General features: G+C 65.7%; 21 protein-coding genes. 4 read left to right on the forward strand and 17 right to left on the reverse strand.

Going from position 1 to position 21,483, the window contains the following annotated elements:
• Positions 1–30 precede the first annotated feature (30 nt).
• On the forward strand, positions 31–1,116 hold the full coding sequence (locus H7I87_RS20865) for a phosphotransferase family protein (RefSeq protein ID WP_023864495.1): 1,086 nt from the start codon (positions 31–33) through the stop codon (positions 1,114–1,116).
• Positions 1,117–1,271: 155 nt separating this feature from the next.
• Here H7I87_RS20865 and H7I87_RS20870 read toward each other — a convergent pair.
• The 9 genes from H7I87_RS20870 to H7I87_RS20910 form a co-directional block, all read right to left on the reverse strand.
• Positions 1,272–2,389 (reverse strand): IS3 family transposase gene (locus H7I87_RS20870; RefSeq protein WP_155255800.1). Its coding sequence is split into 2 segments (ribosomal slippage): positions 1,272–2,122 and positions 2,122–2,389, totalling 1,119 coding nucleotides; the frame shifts between segments, so codons are not numbered across the junction.
• Positions 2,390–2,565: 176 nt separating this feature from the next.
• A complete protein-coding gene (locus H7I87_RS20875; protein ID WP_033725007.1) occupies positions 2,566–3,387 on the reverse strand; it encodes a mycofactocin-coupled SDR family oxidoreductase in 822 nt (273 codons plus the stop codon).
• Positions 3,384–4,223 (reverse strand): NAD(P)-dependent oxidoreductase, encoded by an 840-nt coding sequence (locus H7I87_RS20880; protein WP_023864497.1) that lies wholly within the window; start codon positions 4,221–4,223, stop codon positions 3,384–3,386. Before H7I87_RS20880 ends, H7I87_RS20875 begins: the two co-directional genes overlap by 4 nt.
• Positions 4,224–4,278: 55 nt before the next feature.
• Positions 4,279–5,484 (reverse strand): cytochrome P450, encoded by a 1,206-nt coding sequence (locus H7I87_RS20885; protein WP_033725006.1) that lies wholly within the window; start codon positions 5,482–5,484, stop codon positions 4,279–4,281.
• A gap of 173 nt (positions 5,485–5,657) precedes the next feature.
• Positions 5,658–6,473 carry a mycofactocin-coupled SDR family oxidoreductase gene (locus H7I87_RS20890; protein WP_023864499.1) on the reverse strand — a complete coding sequence of 272 codons (816 nt, stop codon included), beginning with the start codon at positions 6,471–6,473 and terminating at the stop codon, positions 5,658–5,660.
• Positions 6,474–6,492: 19 nt separating this feature from the next.
• Positions 6,493–6,702 (reverse strand): hypothetical protein, encoded by a 210-nt coding sequence (locus H7I87_RS20895; RefSeq protein WP_023860701.1) that lies wholly within the window; start codon positions 6,700–6,702, stop codon positions 6,493–6,495.
• Between the two features lie 4 nt (positions 6,703–6,706).
• On the reverse strand, positions 6,707–7,156 hold the full coding sequence (locus H7I87_RS20900; protein ID WP_033725005.1) for a Zn-ribbon domain-containing OB-fold protein: 450 nt from the start codon (positions 7,154–7,156) through the stop codon (positions 6,707–6,709).
• A complete protein-coding gene (locus H7I87_RS20905) occupies positions 7,153–8,361 on the reverse strand; it encodes a thiolase C-terminal domain-containing protein (protein ID WP_023864500.1) in 1,209 nt (402 codons plus the stop codon). The genes H7I87_RS20900 and H7I87_RS20905 overlap by 4 nt, the downstream gene beginning before the upstream one ends.
• 4 nt (positions 8,362–8,365) lie before the next feature.
• Positions 8,366–9,502, reverse strand: a complete 1,137-nt coding sequence (locus tag H7I87_RS20910) for an amidohydrolase family protein (protein WP_023864501.1) — start codon at positions 9,500–9,502, stop codon at positions 8,366–8,368.
• A 135-nt stretch (positions 9,503–9,637) separates the two neighbouring features.
• On the opposite strand from H7I87_RS20910, the gene H7I87_RS20915 reads away from it, so the two are divergent.
• The gene (locus H7I87_RS20915) at positions 9,638–10,345 is read left to right on the forward strand and encodes a TetR/AcrR family transcriptional regulator (RefSeq protein WP_031345010.1); all 708 of its coding nucleotides are present in this window, start codon (positions 9,638–9,640) and stop codon (positions 10,343–10,345) included.
• Between the two features lie 53 nt (positions 10,346–10,398).
• On the opposite strand, the gene H7I87_RS20920 is transcribed toward H7I87_RS20915, so the two are convergent.
• Complete coding sequence (locus H7I87_RS20920) at positions 10,399–12,846, reverse strand: CaiB/BaiF CoA-transferase family protein (RefSeq protein WP_033725002.1); 2,448 nt, start codon at positions 12,844–12,846, stop codon at positions 10,399–10,401.
• Between the two features lie 206 nt (positions 12,847–13,052).
• Between H7I87_RS20920 and H7I87_RS20925 the strand changes: the two genes are divergently transcribed.
• Positions 13,053–13,589: a hotdog domain-containing protein gene (locus tag H7I87_RS20925; protein WP_083071355.1), complete on the forward strand. Its 537-nt coding sequence runs from the start codon at positions 13,053–13,055 to the stop codon at positions 13,587–13,589.
• Positions 13,590–13,605: 16 nt separating this feature from the next.
• Here H7I87_RS20925 and H7I87_RS20930 read toward each other — a convergent pair whose 3' ends face one another.
• From H7I87_RS20930 to H7I87_RS20960, 7 genes are read right to left on the reverse strand one after another with little or no spacing between them, the layout of a single operon-like run.
• On the reverse strand, positions 13,606–15,105 hold the full coding sequence (locus tag H7I87_RS20930; protein WP_023864505.1) for a class I adenylate-forming enzyme family protein: 1,500 nt from the start codon (positions 15,103–15,105) through the stop codon (positions 13,606–13,608).
• Complete coding sequence (locus H7I87_RS20935) at positions 15,106–16,257, reverse strand: acetyl-CoA acetyltransferase (protein ID WP_023873770.1); 1,152 nt, start codon at positions 16,255–16,257, stop codon at positions 15,106–15,108.
• Positions 16,254–17,291 (reverse strand): acyl-CoA dehydrogenase family protein, encoded by a 1,038-nt coding sequence (locus H7I87_RS20940; RefSeq protein WP_023864507.1) that lies wholly within the window; start codon positions 17,289–17,291, stop codon positions 16,254–16,256. The genes H7I87_RS20935 and H7I87_RS20940 overlap by 4 nt, the downstream gene beginning before the upstream one ends.
• A 6-nt stretch (positions 17,292–17,297) precedes the next feature.
• Positions 17,298–18,470, reverse strand: a complete 1,173-nt coding sequence (locus H7I87_RS20945; protein ID WP_033724999.1) for an acyl-CoA dehydrogenase family protein — start codon at positions 18,468–18,470, stop codon at positions 17,298–17,300.
• 45 nt (positions 18,471–18,515) lie between these two features.
• Positions 18,516–19,280, reverse strand: a complete 765-nt coding sequence (locus tag H7I87_RS20950) for an aldolase/citrate lyase family protein (protein ID WP_023860691.1) — start codon at positions 19,278–19,280, stop codon at positions 18,516–18,518.
• Positions 19,277–20,098 carry a 2-oxo-hept-4-ene-1,7-dioate hydratase gene (hpaH, locus tag H7I87_RS20955; protein WP_023860690.1) on the reverse strand — a complete coding sequence of 274 codons (822 nt, stop codon included), beginning with the start codon at positions 20,096–20,098 and terminating at the stop codon, positions 19,277–19,279. The genes H7I87_RS20950 and hpaH overlap by 4 nt, the downstream gene beginning before the upstream one ends.
• Positions 20,095–21,018 (reverse strand): alpha/beta fold hydrolase, encoded by a 924-nt coding sequence (locus tag H7I87_RS20960; RefSeq protein ID WP_031347542.1) that lies wholly within the window; start codon positions 21,016–21,018, stop codon positions 20,095–20,097. The genes hpaH and H7I87_RS20960 overlap by 4 nt, the downstream gene beginning before the upstream one ends.
• 197 nt (positions 21,019–21,215) lie before the next feature.
• Here H7I87_RS20960 and H7I87_RS20965 point away from each other — a divergent pair, with 197 nt between their 5' ends.
• Entirely contained in the window at positions 21,216–21,461 is a 246-nt protein-coding gene (locus H7I87_RS20965) for a hypothetical protein (RefSeq protein WP_023860688.1), read from the forward strand.
• Positions 21,462–21,483: the final 22 nt, after the last annotated feature.

Raw genomic sequence — 21,483 nt, forward strand, 5'->3', positions numbered from 1 at the left:
GCGTTCAGTAGGCTGGCAAGGGGTTCGGAGATGGCGTACGCGTCGGCGCGCGGTGACGTCGGCGACCGCGTGAGCGAGGTGCTGCAGAGCTGGCTGCCTTCGCGGCTCGCAGCTGCAGAAGCGACAGCCTTCGAGACATCCGATTTCGCCGTCCCGCAGGCCGGCTACTCCGGGCGAACGGTGTTCTTCACCGCCGCCTGGAACGACCGAGCCGGCATGCGCCATGCCGAGGACCTGGTGTTGCGCACACAGGCCGACGACCACCAGTTGTTTGCTGTGCCCGATGCCCCGCGGCAGGCCGAAGTGATGCAACGACTTGGCGCGCAGGGTATTCCGGTTCCCGAGATCGTCGGTATCGAACGCGATGCGGCGGTTTTGGGGTCGCCGTTTTATGTGATGCGCCGCGTGCGGGGACGGACGCCGTCGGACGTTCCGAGTTGGCATAAGCGCGGTTGGACTGTCGACCTGTCCGCTGGCGAGCGGGAGCTGCTGTGCGACAACGGGCTACGCGCCTTGGTCGATCTGCACCGCGTCGACGACCCCGAAACGCTGCGGTTCCTCCGCGGCGATGCCGACCCGGCCCGCACGGCATTGCAACGCTATCTCGACAAGCTGAGCGACTGGTACGAATGGTGCCGAGCCGATCTGGTGGTGGGCACGACCACGCTCGCCGATGCGCTGCAGGTTATCCTTGCGACAGCGCCTGACACCGACGCCGAGACGGTGGTCTGGGGCGACGCCCGGGTCGGAAACATGTGTTTCGGCGAGGACCTTGCGGTGGTCGCACTGTTCGACTGGGAGACCGCCGGTACCGGACCTCCCGACATCGACCTCGGGTGGTGGCTGATCTTCGAGCGCTTCCTGTGCGAAGGGCTGGGCTTCACGCGGCCGCAAGGCGTACCCGATGACGACGAAATCGTCAGGCGCTATCAGCAGTTCGGAGGAACATTGACGGGTGACATCGCCTACTACCAACTGCTGGGTGCTTTCGTCCTGTCGCTGATCAACAACAGACTCGCCCGGCTTTTGGTGCGCGACGGGCTGGATGCCGCAACGGCACACAGCTACCCGCAAACATCGGTCACGCTAACCGAATGCTATCTGAATAAGTTCTGACAATATCCATCACACCAGGGACGAGGGCGGCCAGGAAGTCGGTCGTCCACGCTTCCGACGGCGCGGCCCACGGCCCGACGTGCAACCCCTCGGGCGCCGTGCCCAGTTGTGGGTGACCGGACCCCGTGAACTGGTCCACAGCGAACGAGAGTCGTTCATTGGTGGGTACAGGTGGCAGCGTAGCGGGCCGGGGGCTGGTAGCCGAGTGAGGAGTGCCGGCGATGGTGGTTGTACTCGTGTTTCCAGTCGCTGATGACGATCCGTGCTTGGGGCAGTGACCAGAAGCTGTTGATGTTCAAGCATTCGTCGCGGATGCGGGAATTGAAGGATTCGACGTAGCCGTTGCGCCACGGCTGGCCGGGTGGGATGAAATGCAGCCCGACCTGCCCGGCGGCCCAGTCGGCCATTGCGCTGCAGGCCAATTCGGGGCCGTTGTCACACCGCAGCACCGCAGGATAAGTGCCGCGCTGGCCCGCCAGACGGTCGAGCTCGCCAATCAGGTGCTCGCCGGTGATACCGCGTTCGACCAATCCACCGAGGCATTCGCGGGTGTGCTCGTCGACGATGGAGACGATCTTGATCGGCCGGCCGTCAGTGGTGGAGTCGAACTGGAAGTCCACCGCCCACACCCGGTTGGGCGCATCGGCGGTAGCAACGTCAGCGGCGGTGGAGTTGCCGCGGCGTTTGCGCCGGCGGCGCTGCGGCACTCGAAGCCCTTCTTCGCGCCAAAGGCGTTGCACCTTCTTATGATTCACAATCCATCCTTCGCCGCGGGCATCGTGATACGCAGGGCGGAACCCACGTCGTGGGTGGTCCTTGGCGTACTGGCGAAGCCAACCTCGTAACGCGGCGTCAGGATCGGCCGCGGTTGCCGAGGCTGGTTCATGGCGTTGGGTGGCGCGGTGTTGCCCGGTCACCCGGCAGGCGAACCGTTCGCTGACCCCCAGCACGCGCTGCAGGTGACGAACGGCTGCCCGCCGGCGTTCCGGGCCTAGAAGTTTCCCTTCGCGATCTCCTTGAGCGCGACCTTCTCCAACTCCGCATCAGCCAACAGCCGCTTGAGCGTGGCATTCTCACGTTCGAGGTCCTTAAGCCGCCTGGCATCCTCGGCCTTAAGCCCGCCGAACTGGTTACGCCACCGGTGATAGGTCGCTTCGGAGACACCCAGCTCGCGGCACACCGCCGCGGTGTCCTTGCCCTCCGCCAGCAGCCGATCAGCCGCCATCAACTTGCGCACAATCTGTTCGGGGCTATGCCGCTTCCTCGTTGCCATGATCTTGTCGAGCCTTCCTGCCCACGCCGTGGGCCGCAAGACTCTCATAAGCCATGGATCAACCGATCGGGGTCAGGCCAGTGGGCGTTGGCGGAGCTACCCGAGCATGCCTGAGCCGAGGGGCAGCTGCGATCAGGGTTCGGGATGCTTTACCGACGAAGAATGACGCGATAACGCTAGAACTGCGCCATGCCCTGGTCGACCGACAACCGGGTGGCCGTGACAAAGCGGGACTCGTCAGAGGCCAGCCAACACACGGCAGCCGCAACGTCTTCCGGCTCGCAGGCCCACTGCGGCAGGAACGGCGTGCCCATGTTGTTCAGGGCGGGATTCGTCTCGATTGCGACGAATAGCGCCGCGACCATGTCGCCGCCGCCCATTGGGGTGTTGACCGGACCCGGGTGCACGCTGTTGACCCTGATATCGTGCTTGCCCAGCTCCGCGGCGAAGGCCCGGGCCATACCCGTCACCGCGTGCTTGCTGGCGGTGTAGTGCACCATGTACGGCTGCACCTTCACACCCGCGTAGGAGCTGATCAGAATGATCGACCCGCCCCGACCCCCGTCGATGATCCGTTGTGCGCCTGCCATCACTGTGTTCCACGTACCCGTCACGTTGACGTCGATGATGTCGTGAAACGACTCCGGGGTGATCTCATACCACGGCGCCGGGACACAGATCCCGGCGTTGGCCACGATGACGTCCAGCCGCCCGTATGCTTCGACGCCCTGGTCGACAGCGGTCCGCAGCGCGTCCAGATCGCGGATGTCCGCGGCGTTAGCCAAGATTCGACCACCCTTCGATTTCACCAAGGCCACGGTCTCGGCGAGGTCGTCTGCGGTTGCGGACGGATAGCGCACCGAGTCGGGCAACGGACCGGCGAGGTCGACGGCGATGATGCCGGCCCCTTCTTCCGCCATCCGCACCGCGTGCGCGCGGCCCTGTCCCCTGGCGGCACCAGTAATGAACGCCACCTTTCCCGCGAGCCGACCCGTCACCGGTTCGACCCTGCAGTCGCCGACTCGACATCCAAGGCAAGCGGCCCCTCGCGCACGGCCCTGCCCAACAGTCCCAACTCCACCCCCGCCTCGGCCGCCGCCACGCGGCACGCCGCGATGTCCTTGCGTAGGAATGGGCCGGCCAACTCGGCGAACCTGTCCATCCCGCCGATGCGGTGAGCCTGCTCGGCCGCGTGACTCCTCGCGCTGCACACCTGCAGCGTGGACAGCAACACGCTCGGCGCGATGCCCAGCTGCTGTCCTAGTTGCGTTGCCGAACCCAAAAGTTGGGCATTCGCGGCAAACAACAGATTGTTGATCAGCTTCAGTGCCAACGCGCTGCCCAGTGCCCCGGTCGCCACCACAGGATCGGCGTAGGCGGCGAGGATCGGGGTCACCGAGGCGACGGCATCACTGGGCCCGCCGATCAGCACGGTCAGCATGCCCGCGGCGATGTCGTCGACGGTGCCACTGACCGGGGCGTCCAGGACGACCGGCGGCACCGGAGAACAGTCCCGCAATGCCGCGAGGGTGGGCAGCGTGCCCGTCGTATGGGACACGAAGATGGCGCCCGGCTTCATGTTGGCGATGAAACCGCCTGTGCCGAGCCCGGTTTCTCGTAGCTGCGCATCGGAGAATAGGCACGATATAAGCACGTCACTGCTGCGTGCCAGGTCGGCGACCGAGTCGGCTACCGCCGCGCCCTTCACCTTTAGTCGGCGACGAACCTCCTCCCGGCGGGCGTACACGACGACATCATGGCCGGCACCGAGCAACCGATCGACCATCGGTTCGCCGAGTTGTCCGGCACCGAGGAACCCGACGGTGTTGGGCATTGCGCTCCTTTAGGCGTCGATGGGCTTGGCACCGAAAGCTAACGGCACACGCACGTCAGCGCCACGTCAGGTTCAGTGCATCCACGCCGAATACTTGACCGCCGTGCTCGATAGGCTGCCCGGAAACCTCGTAGTCCGGAATGCGCTTGTGCCATTCCTCCAACACCACCGCCAGCTCTTGCCGGGCAAGGTGCGAACCCAGGCACCGGTGCGGGCCGCCACCAAAGGACAGGTGACGCGTGACGCCGCGGTCGAAATCGACCGTACGTGCATCGGTATATGCCGATTCGTCCCGACCTGCGAATGCCAGCGAGAACGACGCCATGTCGCCGGCCTTTACCGGGCATCCATGAAAGTCCATGTCCCGGGTTGCCTTCCGCGCGGTCTGCACGATCGGATAGACCCGAAGCAGTTCCTCCACCGCCTTCGGGATGAGCTCGGGCTCGGCGACGATCCGGGCGCGATCGGCCGGATGGGTCGCCAGATGCAGCATTGCGTACGACAGCTGGTTGGAGACCGTGTCGAGCCCGGCCATGAACAGCAGTAGCAGGCAGTTGAGCAGCTCCAGGTCGTTGATCGGTTCCCCGTCGATGGCCCAGTCGATGGCCTTGCTGACGATGTCGTCGGCGTCCGGGTCACGGTTCTCGCGCCTCTGTTGAATCAAGCCCGAGAAGTAGCCCATCACATGCGTCATGCCTTCGAGCCGGGCCGCGTTGACTTCCTCGCCTACCCCGCTCTGGTGCAGGATCATGTCCTCCCAAGCCAGGAACTTCTCGAGATCTTCCACGGGCATTCCCATGATCCTCAGGAACACGGTCGACGGGAACACCCGCGAGATCCGCGCCACAAAGTCGCACCCACCTTCGCCTGCAACTTGGTCGACGAGTTCCGCGGCGAGCTTCTGCTGCGCGTCGCGCAGGCCCTTGACCCGACCCGGTGAGAAGTACTCGGCCAGCACGCGGCGCCACTTGGCATGGTCGGGCGGGTCGAGCATGATCGGGATCCACTTGTACGGCGGCTCCGGTTCGGTCGGCACGATGACACTGCTGGACCAGAGTTCGGGATGCTGCAGGCCGTCCAGGATCACCGAGTTGTCGGTGAACACCCAGTAAGCCATATCGGCCTCGGTATTCCGGAATACCGGCCGGGCCTCGTCCTGACATTTGTCGAGCAGATGGAAGTGCGTCAGCGCAGGCGAGTCCGGCGTGTTCATATCGATGTGCTTCACGGGACATGTTGCCGTGGGCTGATCCTGGATCATGACGTCCTTCCGTGCAGCGCGAGGGAGCGCAATTCCAAGCCTCGCGGCTCGCATATTACGACAGTCCACTGTCAATCTGGCGCGAATGGCGATGACGACTCGACCAGACTCATCGAACTAGGTTAACTACGTCGAAGGACGGACGCAATAGTCCTCGACACCCGTCGTGACTGTCAGCGCACCGCGAAGCCGGCGTCGAGCGGCCACGCGGTGCCGGTGATGAACTTCGCCTCCTCCGACACCAGGAACGCCACCGCGTTTGCTATGTCCTCCGGCATCAGGATCTGGATCGGCAACGCGTTCTGCATCGCCGCAACCGCCGTGTCGTTGGCTTCCAGCAGCTTGCCCATGGTCTCGTTCATCACCATTCCGGTGGCAACACCGGTCGGATGGATGGTGTTGACGCGGATCGAGTACTGCGCGAACTCATTCGCCCAGACCTGCATCAGGCCGACCAACCCCCGCTTGGCCGCGGTGTAGGCCTGTCCCCCGGCCCGATCCGTGCCGGTGCCCTTCAGTCCGGCACTCGACGATGTGAGTACGATCGATCCGCCACGGCCGCCGTCGATAAGGGCGGGGACAGCGGCCTCGACGGTGTTCCACACGCCGATCAGGTTGACGTCGACGATGTCGCGGAAGGTCTGCCGCCGGTCTCCGCCGTGGCCCAGTCGAATGACGCCGGCGTTGGCGATCACGATGTCGATGCGGCCGAATTCGCCGAGCCCGTCTGCCACCACCTGCTCGACGGCATCGGCGTCGCGCACGTCAGCCTGCCGGGCGACGATGCGTCTGCCCTCCTTCTCGACGAGCCTGACGGTCTCGTCGAGGTCCTCGGGGCTCGCGTTGGGGTAGTCGATGGACTCGATGTCGCGGCAGATATCGAGGCCGATGATGTCCGCACCGTCCGCCGCGAGCCGGACCGCATGCGCGCGACCCTGCCCCCGGGCCACCCCGGTGATGAAGGCGACTTTGCCGTTCAGATTACCCATGTTTCCCTACTCCTCGAGCCTATCCGGTCACACTTCCGGTGTGAATCCTTGCTTGCCGCAAGCCTTCCTGAGGGTCGTCGACTTCGACGTCCCAGTCGCCACACGAGCACGTACAACGGAAGTGGCCGTTGACGGGCAGGATCGCCTGGCCGTCACACGATCCGCCGGTGTTGGCAATGCTGGTGAGGAACTCGAGTGGCTTCTCGTGCAGAGCGCTGTCGTCGGACACGGCGTTATCCCTCGGCCTGATCGTCGACCCGGAAGACGGGCAGCAGCCAGCCGTCGGTAATCGGCGAGAAGTCGACGCGCACAGGCATGCCTATCGCGACGTCGGCGGGTGCGACATCGACGATGTTGGAGACCAGCCGCGCACCGGGCGCATCGGGCAGGTCGAGGACCGCCGGCACCAGCACGAGGTCAGGCATTCCAGGGAAACCGTGCACGACGGCGAAGCTGTAGATGACAGCCTCGCCGCTGAGTTCGACCCAATTCACCGTCTTGGATTGGCAATTGGGGCAGAACGGCGTCGGGGGCAGCCGGAAGGTCCGACAGTCGCCGCACTGCGGCGCCACCAACCGTCGTTGTTTCGCGGCCTGCCAGAACGGCTCGGTGTCTTTGTTGACCGCGATCCGCACGTGCTCGCCGGGAATCGTGGTGGCCAGCGTTGCGGTCGATGCGCTCATGCCGCGCGTCCCAGAATCAGCCCGCTCACCGGCAGGCTCGCCGGTCCGCCGGTAACCAGCGCCAATTCGGCGTCGGGGACCTGGTTGATGGCGGTGCCGCGCATCTGCTCGACTCCTTCCATGATGTGGGTCATCCCGATGATGTAGGCCTCGGAGAGCTGACCGCCGTGGGTGTTGACCGGAATCGAGCCGCCGTCGTACCGGATCGCTCCGCTTTCGACGAAAGCACCGCCCTCTCCCTTGCCGCAGAACCCGTAGTCCTCCAATTGCATGAGCACCATCGGGGTGAAGTGGTCGTAGAGTAGCGCGACGTCGATGTCGGCGGCGCTGATACCGGCCTGCTCGTAGAGCCGCTTGGCGATGGGCGCATTGCCCGAGGAGGCGAAGTATTCGTCGGGCATCCCCATCCAGGCGAACGCCCTGCCCCACTCGCGGACGCCACCGTGGGCGGCGGCGACGACCGGCACCGGTGGCTGCCGCAGATCCTTGGCCCGGTCCATGCTGGTGGTGATCACCGCGACGGCGCCGTCGGTCTCCTGACAGAAGTCGTAGAGACACAAGGGTTCTGCGATCATCCTGGCGTTGAAGTAGTCCTCCAGCGTAAGGGGTTCGGGGTGCATCGCTTTCGGCCGATTCGCCGCGTTGGCCCGCGTCGAAAGCGCGATCTCGGCGAACGCCTGGCGGCGGGTGCCGTAGAGGTGCATATGCCGACGAGCCATCACCGACATCAATTGGCCGGGCCCGAAAAGCCCCGACGGCTGCAGGAACGAATTGATCGGATCGGGCTCCAATGCCGAAAAAACCGAGCCCAGACGTTGTTTGGATTGCTGCAGTGCCATCACCGTGACGACCACCGAGGCATCACCGGCCACGATGGCGGCCCGCGCCAGCCCGATCGCGCCCGCGGATCCCCCACCGCCCGAGGTCAGTGCGGCCGTGAACCGGACCTCCGGAATCCCCAGCGTTTCCACGAAGTCCGCGGTGTCCATCTTCTCGGTGTATCCAGCACTCGCGCCCGAGTAGTAGGCGAACCCGTCGACATCGGTGACAGGAAGGCCGGCGTCTTCGCACGCGGCCAGGATGGCCTCGCCGGCCAGTTCGGTGACCGACTTGGGCAACGACCCCCCGCGCTTGTAGTAGGGCGTGGCGCCGACGCCGACGATCGCGACGTCTCGCAGCCCTCTTGCGGGAGCGGAAGTAGCCACGCGCTCAGAAGTTTTCGGCCGGGATAGGCGGCACGTCGGGGAACAGTTCGTAGAACGTGCCCTGGGTGATGCGTAGCCGGGTCTCGTCGCTCACCCCGTCGAAGAGGCCTTTCAAGGTGTCCTGGGTGTGGCCGAAGGTGCCCTCCATGTGCGGGTAGTCGCTGCCGAACATCACGTTCTTGTAGCCCATGTGCTCATAGGCAGCCACCGCGGTCTCGTCGTGCTGAAATGACGCGTACACCTGGGTGTAGAGGATCTCTTTGGGACTGCGACTCAGCTTGGGCCGGACCGCCATATGGTGTTGCCGGTAGCCTTCGACCATCCGGTCACCGAGGAACGGCACCCAGGTCGCACCGCCTTCGGAGATCAGCACCCGAAGGTCGGTGTGGCGGTCCAACGCGCCGGAGGCGACCATCTTCATCGCCGCCCGCTGACCGGAGAACGTGGTCTCGGCGTAATTCATCACCGCTCCGCCGGGCCCCCGGTACACCATCCCCGCCCCGCCACTGGCGCCACCGATCGTCATGTCGACCGGGTCGGTGCCGATGTGGAACGCGATCACCATACCGGCCTCCTCGGCCGCCGCCCACAACGGCTCCCACTCCTTGCGATGCCAGTCCGGGGCGCTCGGGTGTGGTGTCGTCGGCAAGAACACCGCCTTGAAGCCCTTGTCCGCGGCCCACTGCAACTCCTCGACGGCATCCTCCACGACGAGTGTGGACACCTGCGCGGTCACCACGTAGCGCGGCGATACCGCGCAGATCTCTTCGAGCGCCCACTCGTTGCTCGCGCGCATGCACGCCTTGAGCAATTCGGGGGTGCGGAAAGTGGAGGCCCACATGCCCAACGACGGAAAGATCACCTCACCCCAGACACCCTCCTTGTCCAGATCCGCCAATCGCGCCTTGGCGTCCCGGATTCCCTGTGGCTTCATGCTCTCCTCGATGAAGGCCTCCATCGCCGACGACGGCAGCTTGCGCCGGAAGATCTGCCCGTCGACCGAGACCGTCTCGTACTCGCCGTCGGGATCCTTCTCGGCGTGCGGCGTCAGATCGGCCAGTGCCTTGGGCAAGCGGGATCGCCACAGGTCGTCGGGTTCCAGGAAGTGGGAGTCACCCGAATTCGTCCAGATCATTCCCATTACCCCTCCATGGATCCGTCGCTCACGCAGATGATGCCAGCTAATCTGACTCAAGTCCAGGGTTTTTAATGTCTAGCCATTATTCTTTCTGGTGGTAGTGACGCTGGTGAGACTGAGGCGAACTGGAGGAGGCTCATGCCGGAGCCGGGGACCGAGTCGCCCGCGGGCCAGCGTCGGCGCAACGCATCGGGCGAATCCACTCGGGTGATGTTGATGGAGGTCGCCGAGCGTTTGTTCGCCACGCGCGGCATCGAGGCGGTGACACTCAGGGAGATTCAGCAGGCGGCCGGGCAGTCCAACACCTCGGTGATCCGGTACCACTTCGGCTCTCGCGACAACCTGATACGTGCGCTGATCTCGTACCGTCAGGCGTCACTTGGGGCCGATCGCCAGGAGATGCTCGCGGCGATGCGTGAGCAGGGCAAGGAAGCGGATCCCCGAGCCGTGGTATGGCTGCTGGTGCGGCCGCTGGCCAACAGCATCGCCGCGGGTGAGATGTTCGCGCCTTTCCTCGCCCGGCTCGCCGAGGATCCCCGGGCCCGAAGCGACTACTGGCCGGACCATATCGACAACGAGTGGACCCAGGAGAAAGTCGAGGAACTCGTCGAGGCCGCCCTCCAGGACCTGCCCGGGCGTGTTCGGCGCGGCCGAACCTTCCAGCTCTACGTCAGCCTGATCAACGTCCTTGCTGCGGCAGCCCGATCGGGCCACGGACTCAGCGAGGCGCAGCTGCACAATTACGTGGACACGTGGGTGGGCATGCTGACCGCGCCGGTGTCGTACGAAACGCGCGCGCTGATGGCTGAGCGCGGCGACACCCCCCCCTCGCGAGCAGACGCATAATCACCGCGACACGCCGAAGCTAGGGAGATTTTGCGTCTGCTCGCGCGGGAAGGTCAGCTGCCGCCCACGATCTCCTTCGCCCTGAGGTCGGCGATCGTCGCGTCGTCCAGACCCATTTCGCGCAGCACCGCATCGGTGTGCTGCCCGATGGTGCATCCTGCGTCGGCTCGAGTGCGTGAGCGGGAGAACCGGCACAACGGGGCGAGCCGGCGGTGCTCTTCGAAGATCGGGCTGAAGGCATCCACGGCATAGCCCGCCTCGTGGTACGGATCGGTCTGCAGCACCAATTCGGAATTGGCCTCCACCACCTCGACGCAGCCGACATCCTGGGCGGACAGTTCGTGCTCCCACTCCAGCTTGGTCTTGTTGGCGAAAACGGTTGTCAGCGCGGCGATCAGCTCGTCGTCATGCGCCGCGCGAGATTCGGCATCGGTAAAGCGCTCATCGGCGTCCAAGTCGATGTAGGGCGACATCGCCTTCGTCAGCGCAGGCCATTCGCGCGGCAAAGGTGCGGCGAGAAAGACGTAACCGTCTGCCGCGCGGTACATCCGGTACAGGGCATTCATGCCGAAGAATTGATCGTCGGCGGCTGCGTCCGCGGGACGGGACGCATAGCTTGCGTTGTAGACGATCATCGCCTGCTGCGCGGTGGCGAGCATCGTGGTGGCCACGTTGGACATCGGTCGTCCCATCCGCTTGGCATACAGCACGACCAGCAGCGCAGAACCGACACCGTGCGCGGCGATGCCGTCAGATTGCACTGCGGGCACAGCCCCGCCCGCGTGCAGTTTGACTGCTCGGCGATGCAAGTCATCCAAGTCGGCAGCCGGCTCGCCCGTGTCGTGGCTATCGACCAGCGCCAGGCCGGATGCCGCACCGACCGACGGCGCGTAGGCGGCGCGGTGCGCGAACGGTCCGTCGACCCCGTAACCCGAGGTCGTCACGAACGCCAAGTCCGGGTTGACCGCTCGCAGCGACGGCTCGTCGATCTTCGCCCGCTCGGCGGCCTTGCCACGGAAGCACTGCAGCACAATGTCGGACCGCTTGGCCAGTTCGTACACCAGCTCAAGGCCCTCGGGTTTGGTGAAGTCGATCGCGACGCTTTCCTTGCCCTGCAGCACTTTTGCGCCGCCGGCTTCGGGAAATGCGACGAGGTTGCGGATGTTGTCGCCGTCCAGCGGCTCGACCTTGATCACCCGGGCACCCAGGTCGGCCAGCAGGGTGGCGCCGTACGGGCCGGCGAACATGCTGCCGAACTCCAAGACCGTCACGCCCGTCAACGGTGGAGCGTCGCGGTGTCCGGGCGGCGTCGGCGCAGCGTCGCCCACCTGGTCGAAGGTGACCGAGCCGTTGTGCTCGCCGATGCGCGGTGCCGGCCGGAGCTGGGTCAGTGGCTTGCCGTCGGCATGAATGAGGGTCGAGGGTTGACGGACCGGCCCGAGATCGGGGTCGACGACGGTGGCGGTGCGGCCTTCGTGCACGGTCTGGGGATGGTCCAGCGACTCCGCAGGACTCCGGAAGAGTTCGCCACTCAGGTCGAGGTTCTCGGTCATGGCCAGCTGCCACTCGGCGAGGGTGCGGGCCCCCACCCGCTCGATCATCATGTCCCACCACTCGGTCCGAAGTTCGGCCGTCGGCAGCATCGGAAACCCTTGCCACTTCGGGTCGCTGAGTTCTTTCAGCAAGTCGAGTTCGGTGAGCCAGGCGCCGATCAACTTCGGTGACACCTGCGCGAACTGCAACCAGCGACCATCCTTCGTCGGACACACCAGGAGTGCATAGATGAGGTAGGCCTGGGGCCTGCCCTGGTCGTCGTAGGCGGCATCCATCGGTTCGTAGGCGCCGGGATACCGCTCGAGCACCATCTCGTAGAACCAGTTGTACGGATCCATCGAACCCATGCCGGTGACCAGGTTGGTTTCGACCGTTTGGCCCAGCCCGCTGCTGTCTCGCTCGAGGAGCGCGGCCAGCACACCTTGCACAGCGGCGTGGGCGGCTCCCCACGACGCGTAGGAGAATGTGGTGTAAGCCGGTCCCGGCCTTGTCGTCAGTCCGCGCTTTTCATGCATGACACCGGTCTTCGCCATTACCAGGGCTTCCCAACCCTTGTAGTCACGGAACGGCCCGGTCGACCCCCAGCCGGTGATGTTGGCGACCACCAACCGCGGATACCGGCTGGAGAGCGACTCGGCACTGAGGCCGAGGCGCTCGGCGGTGTTCGGCCGCAGCGTGTTCACCATGACGTCGGCGCCCCGCAGCACTGCCCGCAACCGGTCGAGGTCTGCGTCGTCATGCAGATCCAACGTCACGCTGCGCTTTCCACGCAACAGGGCGGGCCAGCCCGCGAGCTCGCGCAGCGGACTGCCGTCGGGCGGCTCGGCCATGATCACCTCGGCACCGCAGTCGGCGAGAAACTGCGTCGCCTGCGCGCCGGGCAGCGTCGTCGACAGGTCGACCACCACGAGGCCGGCCAGCGGGCCGTCCGACGCGACTTCCGGCATGTTCGCTCTCCCTGGCGCCGATCTCATGAAGACGTGAAGTGACACACGTCACGCCAGCATCGCAGCGATCAATATTAATGTCAATGTATTAGTCTTCTGCGATGATGGAGACGCATGACGCGGAGCCGCGGGGCGGGTTCCCGCCGATGAGGACCTGGCAGGAGCCGACGGTACGCAACCCGGGCGGAGGTGCCGAATACGGCGATATGATCTGTGCGCTGCGCAATTTCCTCGACGATGTGGCTGCGGCCGCTCCGGACGCGGCCACCCTGGTGACCCTGACGGACGACTTGAACAGGTGGGCCGAGCGGCTGGCCGAATCCGCAGTCCCCGAGCGCCGACAGATCTTCGCTCGCCGACTCGATCTTCCCGGTCGCGGGCAAACCATGTCCCCCTGCTTTACACCGATTGCGGGCGACCGTGAGACGGTAACGGGCACAGTTACGTTTGGCCGGTATTTCCTGGGCGGCGGCGGAGCCGTCCACGGTGGGGCGATCCCGCTGTTATTCGATGAGGTGCTTGGCCGCCTCGCCAGTAGCGGCGGTCGTGCGCCTGCGCGAACCGCGTATCTACACACCGACTTCCGGTCCATCACACCCGTCGGCGCGGAACTCGCGGTGCGCGCGTGGTTCGTCAGCGAACAAGGGCGCAAACGGATCCTGCGCGCGGAGCTCACCCACGGGGACACGTTGTGCGCCGAAGCCGAGGGCCTGTTCATCGAGTTGCGCCCCGATCAGCCATGAGTCAGCGCTAAACTTCTCATCGCGCCGACCGTTGACGTTGAATGTCTTTGTCATGCAATCTAATCTGCTTGAGCAAGGCTAGCCGGTCCGGCTTGAGCATCGCGGTCAGTGGCAATTCGTCGACAATGAGAAGCTCGTCGGGCGCCTTGTAATCGGCCAGTTCATCCGCTACGCGGGTGCGTAGCTCGGCTAGCGTCGGCGGCGCGGCGGCGTCCACCGGCACGACACAAGCGACTCCGATCTCACCGATCACCGGGGCCGAGCGCCCCACGACGGCGGCCTGTTTCACCGCGGGATGACCGGCGAGGACCCGCTCCACCTCGCCGGGATGCACGTTGTAGCCGCCGCGGATGTACATGTCGCCGCTGCGCCCGACCAGGGTGAGGTTGCCGTCGGCACCGAGAGTGCCGACGTCGCCGGTACGCAACCAGCCGTCGCGTAACACCTCCGCGGTGAGTTTCGGGTTACGCCAGTATCCACGCATCACACACGGGCCCCTGACCTCGACGATGCCGTCGGATGCGATCCGTATGTCCATTCCCGCGGCGGGCCGTCCCACGGTGCGGAACTGGACCTCGGGTGCATCAGCCGGGTCCGTGCCGCAGATGGTCGGGCATTCGGTCATCGCGTAGCGCACCACCAGCGGAACGCCGATGCCCTCGGCGACCCGCCGCACCAGTTCGGGTGGTGCCGGTGCTGTTGCCGCGACCCCGATGCGCAAGTGCGGCAAGGCCTGCGGGCTCACGCCATCGACGTCGAGCAGCTTGGCCCACTGGGTCGGTACCGCACCAGCGACGGTGACCCGCTCTTCGCGCAGCACTTCGAACATGCCCTGCGCCGACCACGGTGTCGGTGGCACCACCAGCGTGCTGCCCCACACGAGTTGATCCCAGAGCTTGAACATATAGCCGGCGTGGGCGAACGGCGTGGACGTGAGCCGCCGGTCATACGGCGCGCTCATTACCCCCGCCGCTGCCGCACCGGCCGCCAGCCGGTCGGCATCGAAGGCCGCGCCCTTCGGCGTCCCCGTCGTGCCGCTGGTGAAGATCAACGCAACGAGGTCGCGGCGGGTCAGCTCCGCCGAAGGCGGCGCCGAGCACGACTTGTCACTGCACAGCGCGTCGCGCGGCAACAGCCGGTGTCCGGCGTCGGGTAGCGCACCAAGCCGCCCGTCGGCGATGACCAACAACGGATCCACCTGCCGCAGGATCGATTCGATCTCTCGACGACCGAGGCGCGGATTGAGCCCGGTGGTGATCGCGCCGATCATCGCCGCGGCCGCATAACACGTCGCGTAGTCGATGCCCGACGGCAGCCACAGCGCGACCACGTCACCCTTGCCGACGCCAAGGTCAGCGAGTTGCGCTGCCACGCCACGGGCCCGGCCGATCCACTCCGCGAACGTGATCCGCGCCCCAGGCTCGACGTAGGCTTCGATGTCGCCGTGGACGGCGGCCGCCGCTTCTAACATCGCCCGGGTGTCGGCGACGTCGGCGCTCAGCGGTGCGCGGCCCACTTACGGTTCCTCGACGCCCAGAATTATGGTGCCGCTCGAACAGAACCAGCCGCCCGTACCGCTGACGCAGGCGATCCGGGCGCCCGGCACCTGCCGCGGCCCGCATTCGCCCCGCAACTGGCGAGCCGCCTCCACCAGCAGGAACAACCCTCGCTGACCCGGGTGGCACGCCGACAGCCCGCCACCGTCGGTGTTGGTGGGAAGCTCACCGCCCAGCCGCAGCGAGCCTTTCTCGATGAATGCACCACCCTCCCCCTTCGGGCAGAAGCCGAGGTCCTCGACGGTGAGCAGCAGCATGTAGGTGAACGCGTCGTAGATTTCGGCGACGTCGACGTCGGACGGGGAGACGCCGGCGCGGGCGAAAGCAAGCGGCCCGCTGACCGAGGCCGGCCCGACGGTGAGGTCGTCCCACTGGGAAGTGAGCATGTGCGAGGTGGTCTCACCCGAGCCCAGCACCCATACCGGCTTGCTACGCAGATCCTTCGCGCGTTCCGCGCTGACGAGCACGGCCGCGGCCCCACCGTCGCTGCGAATGCAGCAGTGCAGTTTGGTGAATGGGTCCGCGATCATCGGTCCGCCCAGCACGTCGTCGATGGTGATCGGATCGCGGTAGTAGGCCTCGGGATTGTCGGCCGCGTTAAACCGCGCGGACACGGCGACCTCGGCCAGCTGCTCGATCGTGGTGCCATAGGTGAACATGTGCCGCCGCGCGGCCATCGCGTACTTGGAGATCAGGGTGTGGCCGTACGGCGCTTCCCACTGCAGCGGCCCACGCGCACCCCAGTTGATGTTGGCCCCACGCAACCCCTTTCGAAGGTCCGAGCGGGCAGTCGAGCCGTAGGTCAGCAGCACCACATCGGCATGACCGGCGGCGATCGCGTCGGCCGCGTGCGCGGCCATCACCTCCCACGACGCTCCCCCGACCGCAGTGGAGTCGATCCAGCGGGGCCGCAGTCCGAGGTACTCGCCGACATCGACCGGGGGCAGGGTCCCCTGGCCGGTAGAGGCCAACCCGTCGACGTCATCCGGTGTCAGGCCCGCATCCGCCAGGGCGCGGCGGCTGGCCTGGGCGATCAGCTCGTAGGGTCCCTTGTCGTCGACCCGGCCGACGTCGGACAGGGCGACGCCCGCGATGGCGACAGAGCCGCTCATTGGGCGCGGTCCTGGGCCAGCAGCTCGGCCAGCACTTCGGTGGGCTCACCGAACAAGTGCCGAAACACGTGTGCGCGCTTCAGGTACAGGTGCATGTCATTCTCGAACGTGTAGCCCATCCCGCCGAACACGTGGATGCCTGCCGCGGCGTTGTCGACCGCCGCCGAGCCGGCCACCGTGACAGCCGACAACACCTGTAGCAGTGCGTCGGCGCGTCCATCAGCCAACGCGATCGCAGCGAAGAATGTTTGCGCCTGAGCGGCCTCGGCAGCGATCTCCATGTTGACGCAGGCGTGCTTGATCGCCTGATGCACGCCGATCGGCTTCCCGAACTGCACCCGAGTCTTGGCATGTTCGGTGGCCAACGCCGCCGCGGCAGCAGCCAAGCCGGTGAGATAGGCCGACGCGAGCACCATGGCGCGGGCCCAGATCCATTCGTCCTCGGCTGGCAACCAATGCAGGGGTTCGGCGGATTCGACTGTGGCCGAGGATATCCTCGTGCCGGGGTCGGCGGCGTGCACGGGTACCAGTTGGCCGAAGGAATCGATGTCGACCAAAGCGGCGCCACTACGGGCCACCACCAGGGCGTGCGAGGCACCCGCCGGTTCGAACAGGTCGAAGGTGCCTTTAACGGGCCGGGCGTGGCGCACGTCGCCGTCGCCGCGCAGTACCGCGAGGGCCACCGAAGCTGTCCCGGAGCCGATCCGCTGCGCCAGCGCGTCGTCGCCACAACGGGCAGCCACCCGGGCGCCCAACGTACATGCCAGGAACGGCCCCGGCGCGAGCCGCTTGCCGAGTTCGACGAAAAGCAGTGCCTCGTCGTCGAAGGGCCGTCCCGCCCCTCCGGACTCCTCGTCGAGTCCGAGCGTTAGCAGGCCCAACTCGCCACATTCGCGCCACAGCGACTCGGGAACCGGCGCTTGCGCATGGCGATTGGCGCGAATTCGTTCAACGGGCATTCGATCGGCAAGGAATTCTCCTGCTGCCGTGACGATTTCGAGTTGCTCAGCTCCGGGCAGCAGATCCACCGTCATGTCCTCTCATCGCGGCAGTCCCAGTACGCGTTCGCCGACGATGTTGCGCTGAATCTCCGACGTTCCACCGCCGATGGCTTGGGAGAAGCTGTAGTAGTAGTAACCGACCCAGCCGTCGACGTCCCAGCGCGACGAATACCTGATCGAGGCGGGACCGACAACATCCATCGCCAATTTGCCGATCTCCTTGGCCAATTCGGCGTACATCAGCTTGACGATCGAACCCCGCGGGCCCGGCGTGTCGGTCTTCATGGCCTCGCAAATGTTGGTGTAAGTGAGCGCCCGCAGCGACACCACCGACGCACGGGCCCGCGCCAGCCGTCGCGCGATGTCGTCGTCGGCGATGGCGGGCCTGCGGCCGTCCGGCCCGACGTGGTCGCGGGCATAGTCGATGAGGTCCTCGATGATCTTCGCCAAACGCACCTGGTTGGCGGTGAACGCGGTACCACGCTCGAAAGACAGCGTCGCCATCGCGACCGACCAACCTTCACCCACAGCGCCGACCACGTTGCTCAGCGGAATGCGCACATCGTCGTAGAACACTTCGCAGAATTCCGACCCGCCCTCGATGGTCTCGATCGGGCGGACGTCGATGCCCGGCGTGCTCATGTCACAGATCACCCAGGTGATGCCCTTGTGCTTGCTGCCGGTGTTGTCCGTACGCACCAGCAGTTCCTGGTAGTCGGCGACGGTGGCGAAGCTGGTCCACAGCTTCTGTCCCGACACCACTAGGTCCTCGCCGTCGATCACCGCCTTGGTGCGCAACGCCGCCAGATCCGATCCGGCGTCAGGCTCAGAAAATCCCTGACACCAAATCACCTCACCGCCAAGGATTTTCGGGAGGTGGAACGACTTTTGCTCGTCGGTGGCTCTGGTGATCAGGGTCGGCCCGGCGTGCGAGTTACCGACGAAGCATGCATCGATGCCGGGAAACCCCCGCGCGGCGTACTCCTCATACCAGATCAACTGCTGAAGCAACGTCAGCCCTTTACCGCCGTACTCGGTGGGCCAGGCGATGCCCGCCCAACCGCCTTCGGCCTGAGTGCGCTGCCAGGCGAGGTCGTATTCGCGGATACCCGCGTCGTCGCGTGGGCGCGGCTCGGTCGGCTTGTTCTCGTCGAGCCACGTGCGGACCTGGTCGCGAAACTCCAGCTGGTCAGGCGTGAAGTCGAGGTCCATGATCCAGAATTCTAGGTGACACGATAGTCAGAAACAATGCATCAGTCATCGGCTGCGATACCTCGCGGCCAGCGCTTCGGTACCGCGGGCCAGCAGTGCCACGTCCGCTCCCACAAGCACGAAGCTCGCGCCGGCCGCCATGTAGCGGCGCGCGAGTGGCTCGCTGAACGCATTCACCCCGGCGCACTTGCCGTGTTCCACGATGGTCGCCAGCGCGGTTTCAATGGCGCTCACGATGTCTGGATGCTCCGGCTGCCCAAGTTTGCCCATCGACGCTGCCAGGTCGGCCGGACCGATGAAGACGGCGTCCACTCCCTCGACGTCGACGATCTCTCCGAGCCGAGCCAGGCCTGCCACACTCTCCACCTGGACGGTCAACGACACCGTTGCATCCGCGGTGACGAGATAGTCAGAAACACGGTTCCAACGCGATGCCCGGGCCAACGCGCTGCCCACCCCGCGGATGCCCGCCGGCGGGTAGCGCGTGGCGGCAACCGCCGCGCCTGCGTCACGAGGGCCGTCGATCATCGGAACGATGATGTTCTGAGCCCCGATATCGAGCAATTGCTTGATGAACACCGGGTCAGCCGAGGGTGGACGCACCAGCACGTCGACATCGGGGTAGCCGGCCAAGACCTGCAGCTGTTCGAGCGTGGTGCGTACATCGTTGGGCGCGTGTTCCTGATCCACCAGCAGCCAGTCAATCCCGGACCCTGCACAGATTTCGGTGACGTAGCCGCTGCCCGAGGCCACCCACATGCCGATGCGCGGGTCGCCGTCGCCGATGCGCTGTGTCCACCGATTTGTCACGACTCCTCCGGTTCAAACGTCACCGACACCGTGCCCAGCGGCCCGTAGTCCGCGACGAAGCTGTCACCCGGTTCGGCGAAAACCGGCTTGGTGAACGACCCCGACAAGATGACCTCCCCGCGCTCCAGCGAAACCCCATGCGGGGCAAGTCGATTGGCCAACCAGGCCACGCCGTTGCCGGGATGGTTGAGCACCGCGGCGGCCACCCCTGACTCCTCGATCGTGCCGTTGCGCAGTAGCAGGGCCGCCACCCATCGCAGGTCGACGTCCAACGGACGGAACACTCGCCCGCCCAGGACCAGACCTGCGTCTGCGGCGTTGTCGGCAATGGTGTCGACAATGGTGCGCAGATGGCCGGTATCGGGATCCGACATCTGCACCCTGGCGTCGAGTATCTCGAGCGCGGGAGTCACGAACTCGGTGGCCCGCAGCACGTCGAACAACGTGACGCCCGGGCCGGATAGCTCCTCTCCGAGTACGAACGCCAATTCGACCTCGACACGCGGGCGGATGTAGCGGCCCAACGGTATGCGGCCGCCGTCCTCGATGAACATGTCGTCGAACAGCGCGCCGTAATCGGGTTCGTCGATCGACACCGCCCGCTGCATCACCTTCGAGGTCAGGCCGATCTTGCGCCCCTTGACTTCCCGCCCGTCGGCCACCTTGAGCGCGACGAGCGCCCGCTGCACCGCGTAGGCGTCCTCGATGGTCATATCGGGATATTCGAGCGACAACTGCCGGATCGGCGTGCGGGTCTGCTCGGCCTCGTACAGCCGCTGGGCGATCTTCGCGACCTCGTCGTCGGCAGGTCCGCTCATGTCGTGAGGAACTCGATCGCCGCGGCATTGAATGTCTCGGGATCCTCGAAATGCGGCCAGTGCCGCACGGAAGGCATCTCGAACACCTCTGAGTTCGGTATCAGTTCGGCGATGGTGCGCGCAGTGTCCTGGTACACACCGTGGTCCTTGCCCGAGGCCACGATCATCACCGGCGCCTCGATGCCGCGCCACTTGTCGTCGGGAATGAGGTTGCGGTGGCGAACCTTCTCGTCCTGCAGGATCAGCAGCCGGTCGATGGTGTTGCGGGTGTCCTCGCGACGATAGATCGCCTGGCGTAGTCCGATGAGATCGGGCAGGCGGTTGGCCTCCTCGGCGATCAGGTGGGCGAACACCGCGTGCAGCGATTCCCATGTCGGTTCGTTGACCGCCTTGGTTCGTTCCGCCCGAATGCGCGCCATGTTCGACGCCGACGCCTCCCGCCCGGCGGGCGACATCAGGATCACCTTGTCCACCCGGTCGGCGTGGCCGACGCAGATCGCCGATGCGACGAAAGCACCCAGCGACATGGCGACGAAATTGGCCGACGCCATGCCGAAGTGGTCCATCACCCCTAGCACGTGTTCGACGTAAACCGCGATCTCGTAGTCATAGTCCGGCTTGTCGGAGAACCCGTTGCCGACCATGTCGATCGCCACGCAATGGAAGTGCTGCGACAGAGCGGCCAGGTTGGGCGCGAACGTCTCCCAGTGCCCGCCGGTGCCGTGCAGCAGGATGGCGTGCGGCTTATCCGGGGCGCCCGCCTCGGCATAACGGGTACGGACGGACACGCCGTTGACCGGGATGGAGACGAACCCCTGCCGGAACTCGAGCTCCTTGAGGTACATCCAGATGCTGCGGTAGTTCTCCGTGTCGACTCGGCTCACGTCGACCGCCGTTGCGGGTGCTTGTACTTCGCTCATCCCAACCTTCTCATATGTCCGTATCTGACGCATCCGTCATCTAATCCTGACATCGCCTCGCCTGGTTCCCATCGTCGCACAAGCCTCATGTTCCCATGTGGGAACGGCTCACGTCGCTCGGCCTACGAGCGATACACCAGCAGGCATTGGCTCTCCCTGCATTGATTCTGACACTTGTATGCGGTAATACTGGGCAGGTGAACACTCCGGCCGGACGCCGCGTGCTCGCCGACCTGGTCAACGAGTTCGCGGCCGTGCGGTTGTCGTTGGACGTCAACGGCAACGGCCCCCGCCTGCTCGTCGAGGACCTCGAGGGCGGCGAGCAGGTCTTCCTGTGCCCTTTGGAGTTGGCGAGCTTCACCTTGGCCACCCCCGAAGACCGCGAGGAGTGGGTGAGGGTGGGCAATTACCGCGGCGAACGCCGGCCGACGGAGCGGCCGTGAACGCCGCCGACGCCGACCTGGT

Source organism: Mycobacterium timonense (assembly GCF_025821985.1).
GTDB lineage: Bacteria > Actinomycetota > Actinomycetes > Mycobacteriales > Mycobacteriaceae > Mycobacterium > Mycobacterium avium.

Excerpts from the sequence above, each read along its gene's own strand:
- H7I87_RS20960 (WP_031347542.1), bottom strand. The coding sequence starts at position 21,018 with ATGAGCGAAGTACAAGCACCCGCAACGGCGGTCGACGTGAGCCGAGTC.
- H7I87_RS20865 (WP_023864495.1), top strand. The coding sequence starts at position 31 with ATGGCGTACGCGTCGGCGCGCGGTGACGTCGGCGACCGCGTGAGCGAG.
- H7I87_RS20890 (WP_023864499.1), bottom strand. The coding sequence starts at position 6,473 with ATGGGTAATCTGAACGGCAAAGTCGCCTTCATCACCGGGGTGGCCCGG.
- H7I87_RS20935 (WP_023873770.1), bottom strand. The coding sequence starts at position 16,257 with ATGAGCGGCTCTGTCGCCATCGCGGGCGTCGCCCTGTCCGACGTCGGC.
- H7I87_RS20945 (WP_033724999.1), bottom strand. The coding sequence starts at position 18,470 with ATGGACCTCGACTTCACGCCTGACCAGCTGGAGTTTCGCGACCAGGTC.
- H7I87_RS20940 (WP_023864507.1), bottom strand. The coding sequence starts at position 17,291 with ATGACGGTGGATCTGCTGCCCGGAGCTGAGCAACTCGAAATCGTCACG.
- H7I87_RS20910 (WP_023864501.1), bottom strand. The coding sequence starts at position 9,502 with ATGGGAATGATCTGGACGAATTCGGGTGACTCCCACTTCCTGGAACCC.
- H7I87_RS20925 (WP_083071355.1), top strand. The coding sequence starts at position 13,053 with ATGATCTGTGCGCTGCGCAATTTCCTCGACGATGTGGCTGCGGCCGCT.
- H7I87_RS20885 (WP_033725006.1), bottom strand. The coding sequence starts at position 5,484 with ATGATCCAGGATCAGCCCACGGCAACATGTCCCGTGAAGCACATCGAT.
- H7I87_RS20920 (WP_033725002.1), bottom strand. The coding sequence starts at position 12,846 with ATGCCGGAAGTCGCGTCGGACGGCCCGCTGGCCGGCCTCGTGGTGGTC.
- hpaH (WP_023860690.1), bottom strand. The coding sequence starts at position 20,098 with ATGAGCGGACCTGCCGACGACGAGGTCGCGAAGATCGCCCAGCGGCTG.
- H7I87_RS20915 (WP_031345010.1), top strand. The coding sequence starts at position 9,638 with ATGCCGGAGCCGGGGACCGAGTCGCCCGCGGGCCAGCGTCGGCGCAAC.
- H7I87_RS20880 (WP_023864497.1), bottom strand. The coding sequence starts at position 4,223 with ATGCCCAACACCGTCGGGTTCCTCGGTGCCGGACAACTCGGCGAACCG.
- H7I87_RS20900 (WP_033725005.1), bottom strand. The coding sequence starts at position 7,156 with ATGAGCGCATCGACCGCAACGCTGGCCACCACGATTCCCGGCGAGCAC.